General features: G+C 70.2%; 4 protein-coding genes and 1 pseudogene. All 5 read right to left on the bottom strand.

Going from position 1 to position 3294, the window contains the following annotated elements:
- The coding region (locus A612_RS00190) for a helix-turn-helix domain-containing protein (RefSeq protein WP_019372605.1) at nt 1-565 on the bottom strand (565 nt) is incomplete at its 3' end.
- Nucleotides 558-1385 (bottom strand): type IV pilus biogenesis/stability protein PilW, encoded by an 828-nt coding sequence (gene pilW, locus A612_RS00185; protein ID WP_019372604.1) that lies wholly within the window; start codon nt 1383-1385, stop codon nt 558-560. The genes pilW and A612_RS00190, both read right to left, overlap by 8 nt.
- A 44-nt stretch (nt 1386-1429) precedes the next feature.
- The gene (gene rlmN, locus A612_RS00180; protein ID WP_019372603.1) at nt 1430-2554 is read right to left on the bottom strand and encodes a dual-specificity RNA methyltransferase RlmN; all 1125 of its coding nucleotides are present in this window, start codon (nt 2552-2554) and stop codon (nt 1430-1432) included.
- A gap of 57 nt (nt 2555-2611) precedes the next feature.
- Nucleotides 2612-3037, bottom strand: coding sequence for a nucleoside-diphosphate kinase (ndk, locus tag A612_RS00175; RefSeq protein ID WP_019372602.1), 426 nt, complete (start codon nt 3035-3037; stop codon nt 2612-2614).
- 78 nt (nt 3038-3115) lie between these two features.
- Nucleotides 3116-3294: pseudogene (locus tag A612_RS17725) on the bottom strand (pseudouridine synthase); the annotation flags it as partial.

The raw sequence follows: 3294 nt of genomic DNA, 5'->3' as shown, positions 1-3294 counted from the left end.
CCGCGGGCTCCGGCGCCGCCTTGGGCCCGGAGCCACCATCCCGCGGGGGAGCAGTGTCCCCACCGATCGACGGCAGGAGGCTCGACAGCAGCCTGGACCCATCCTGGCCGGCAGGCCAGAAGAAGACCGCCACGGCCGCCAGCAGAAGGAGCACGACCGCGGCGCTCCACATCCGGGAGCGCCCAGGCGCGGACGGCGCGGCGAAATGGCCGCGTGGCGCGGACTCCTTGAAGCTCGCGTTCAGCCCCTTGCCCACCCGCAGCGGCGCAGGCTGCCCGCCCGGCAGCAGCGCCAGCACCGGCGCCGGGTCGGCCTTGAGCACGCGACACGCGCTGGACGCCAGGGCGCGCATGAACACCAGGTCGGGAAACTCGTCGTAGCGGTCGGCCTCCAGGGCCTCCAGCCGGGCCACCGGGACCTTGAGGGTCGAGGCCAGGGCCGCCACGTGCACGCCAGCCGCCTGGCGCAGCCGCGCGAGCATCTGTCCGCCGGTCAGCTCTTCGGCTGTCGGCTCGGAAAAACCGCTCTCCTGCGCGGAGTCCGCGTATTGCCCGCCCTCACTCATCGAAGGCCCCCCGGTCCAGGGCGCGGGTTTCGGGCGCGTCAGGGAAGCGCTTGCGCAGTTGGTCCGCCAGCTGCTGCATGGCAACCGTGTCGCGCAGCGCGCGCTCGACCTTGATGCCCAGCCAGAGCGACGCGGCGCTGGCGAACTCGCCGTTGTTCACCCGGCGCACGTAGAACTGCGCGCGCTGCGCCTCGCCACGGGCGAGCATCAGCGCCGCCAGGTGGTAGCCGATCACGGGGTTGCCAGCGTCGATCTCGTAGGCGCGCAGCAGCGTCTGTTCGGCCTGGGCGGGCTGGCCGGCGCGCCGCTGGCACACGCCCTGCGACATCAGTGTCTTGGCACGCTCGGCGTAACCCGGCACGGCCAGCGCACGCTCGAAGTAGTCGTTCGCCTGGGCGTATTGCTCGCGCTGGCATTCCAGCCACCCGAGGTTGTGCAGGATGTCCGGATCGCGCGGCTTCATGCCGTGGGCGCGCTTGAGGTGGTACTCGGCCTTGGCCATCTCGCCCATGGCCATGTGGACCAGGCCACGCAGGTGCCAGGCATCGGCAAAGCCCGGGTCGGCATCCAGGGCCTGGCTGACCTCCTCCAGCGCGACGGCGTTCTGGCCGCGCTGCAGGTAGCTGGCGGCCAGCTCCAGCCGGATGCGCGCGCGGCGGCGCGCCTCGCTGTCGTGGTGCGAGGAAGTGGCCTCGCTGGCGGCGCTGTCCATGCTCTGGTGGGCACAACCCGCTACGCCACCCAGCAGCAGGGCCGCCAGGAGCAGGGCGACGCCCTGGCGGTGGCGGCCCGGGCCGGGCCGTGGATGGTTCGAAATCATGCGTGGTCTCCCCCTCTTTATGTCGTTTGCTGGCCTGCCCCGCCTCAGGCCACCGGCCGGATGGGGATGGTGCGCAGCTTGGCCATGCGCTGGTCCACGCGCGTGCGGTCGCGCACGTCGCCGGCCAGCTGCCCGCAGGCGGCGTCGATATCATCGCCCCGCGTCTTGCGCACGGTGGTGACGAAGCCGGCATCCGAGAGCTGCTTGCCGAATGCCGACACCACGGCCGGCGGCGAGCGCCGCAGGCCGGAAGCCGGAAACGGATTGAATGGAATCAGGTTGAACTTGCAGGGCACGCGCGGCGCCCCGGCCCGGCCCGAGACCAGCTCGATCAGCTCGCGCGCGTGCTCAGGCTGGTCGTTCACGCCATCGAGCATGCAGTACTCGAAGGTGATGAAATCGCGCGGAGCGTGTTCCAGGTAACGCTCGCAGGCGCCCAGCAGCTCGGCCAGCGGGTACTTGCGGTTGAGCGGCACCAGGCCGTCGCGCAGCGCATCGTTGGGTGCGTGCAGCGACACCGCCAGCGCCACCGGGCAGTCCTGGGCCAGGCGGTCGATCATCGGCACCACGCCCGAGGTCGAGACCGTGACGCGCCGGCGCGACAGGCCGTAGGCGTGGTCGTCGAGCATGGTGCGCAGCGCCGGCACCAGGGCCGAGTAATTCTGCAGCGGCTCGCCCATGCCCATCATCACGACGTTCGAGATGACGCGCTCGTCGCTGCCGCGGCGCTGGCGCAGCTGGTGCTCGGCGAACCAGAGCTGGGCGACGATCTCGCCGGTCGTCAGGTTGCGGCTGAAGCCCTGGTGGCCGGTCGAACAGAATCGGCAGCCGACGGCGCAACCGGCCTGCGAGGAAATGCACAGGGTGCCGCGGTCGTCCTCGGGGATGTAGACCGTCTCCACGGCGTTGCCGCCGCCGACGTCGAACAGCCACTTGACGGTGCCGTCCGCGGAAGTGTGTTCCTGCAGGATCGGCAGCGGCGCCACGTGGGCGCGGCCCTTGAGCTTCTCGCGCAGCGACTTCGCCAGGTCGGTCATCTGGTCGAAGTCGCTGGCGCCGCGCTGGTGGATCCAGCGAAACAGCTGGGTGGCGCGAAAGCGCTTCTCGCCCAGTTCCTCGCAGAAGGCGGCCATGCCGCCCAGGTCAAGATCCAGCAGGCTGATGCTCATGGCGTGTCTGGCCGCTTGGGCGCATGTGGCGCCGCTCGCGGCGGCGCGCACAGCGCTTCAGCGTGCGTAGATGTTCAGGCCGGGGAAGAAGAAGGCGACCTCGGCCTGGGCGGTCTCGGCAGCGTCGGAGCCGTGCACGGCGTTGGCATCGATGCTGTCGGCGAAGTCGGCGCGGATGGTGCCGGGGGCGGCCTTCTTGGGATCGGTGGCGCCCATCAGCTCGCGGTTCTTCAGGATGGCGTTCTCGCCTTCGAGCACCTGCACCATCACCGGGCCGGAGATCATGAAGTCCACCAGGTCCTTGAAGAAGGGACGCTCCTTGTGCACGGCGTAGAACTGCTCGGCCTCGGCGCGCGACAGGTGGATCATGCGGGCGGCGACGATCTTCAGACCGGCCGCCTCGAAGCGGGCGTAGATCTGGCCGATAACGTTCTTGGCGACGGCGTCGGGCTTGATAATAGACAGGGTGCGTTCGATGGCCATGAAGTTTTCCTGGTGAAAAAGAAAGGGGTTCCTTGCCCGAAGGGGCAAAACAGGGGATTTTAGCTTTGCGGCCAAGCCTCAACGGCCACCACGTCTTTGACCCGGGCCGCGCGGCTTTTGCTGCTGCCTCTGGCGCTGGCGCGCGAAGCTGTCGGCGCCGATGTAGCCCACCGAGGTCTTCATCGGGTCGGGCTGGCCGGCGCCGGGCTGTTGGCGCCCGCCCCGGCCCTGCCCGCCGCCGCGCGGCGCGGGGGTGG

Source organism: Melaminivora alkalimesophila, from assembly GCF_000282995.1.
GTDB lineage: Bacteria > Pseudomonadota > Gammaproteobacteria > Burkholderiales > Burkholderiaceae_C > Melaminivora > Melaminivora alkalimesophila.
This window is presented reverse-complemented; position numbering and strand designations above follow the sequence as displayed.

Excerpts from the sequence above, each read along its gene's own strand:
- pilW (WP_019372604.1), bottom strand. The coding sequence starts at position 1,385 with ATGATTTCGAACCATCCACGGCCCGGCCCGGGCCGCCACCGCCAGGGC.
- rlmN (WP_019372603.1), bottom strand. The coding sequence starts at position 2,554 with ATGAGCATCAGCCTGCTGGATCTTGACCTGGGCGGCATGGCCGCCTTC.
- ndk (WP_019372602.1), bottom strand. The coding sequence starts at position 3,037 with ATGGCCATCGAACGCACCCTGTCTATTATCAAGCCCGACGCCGTCGCC.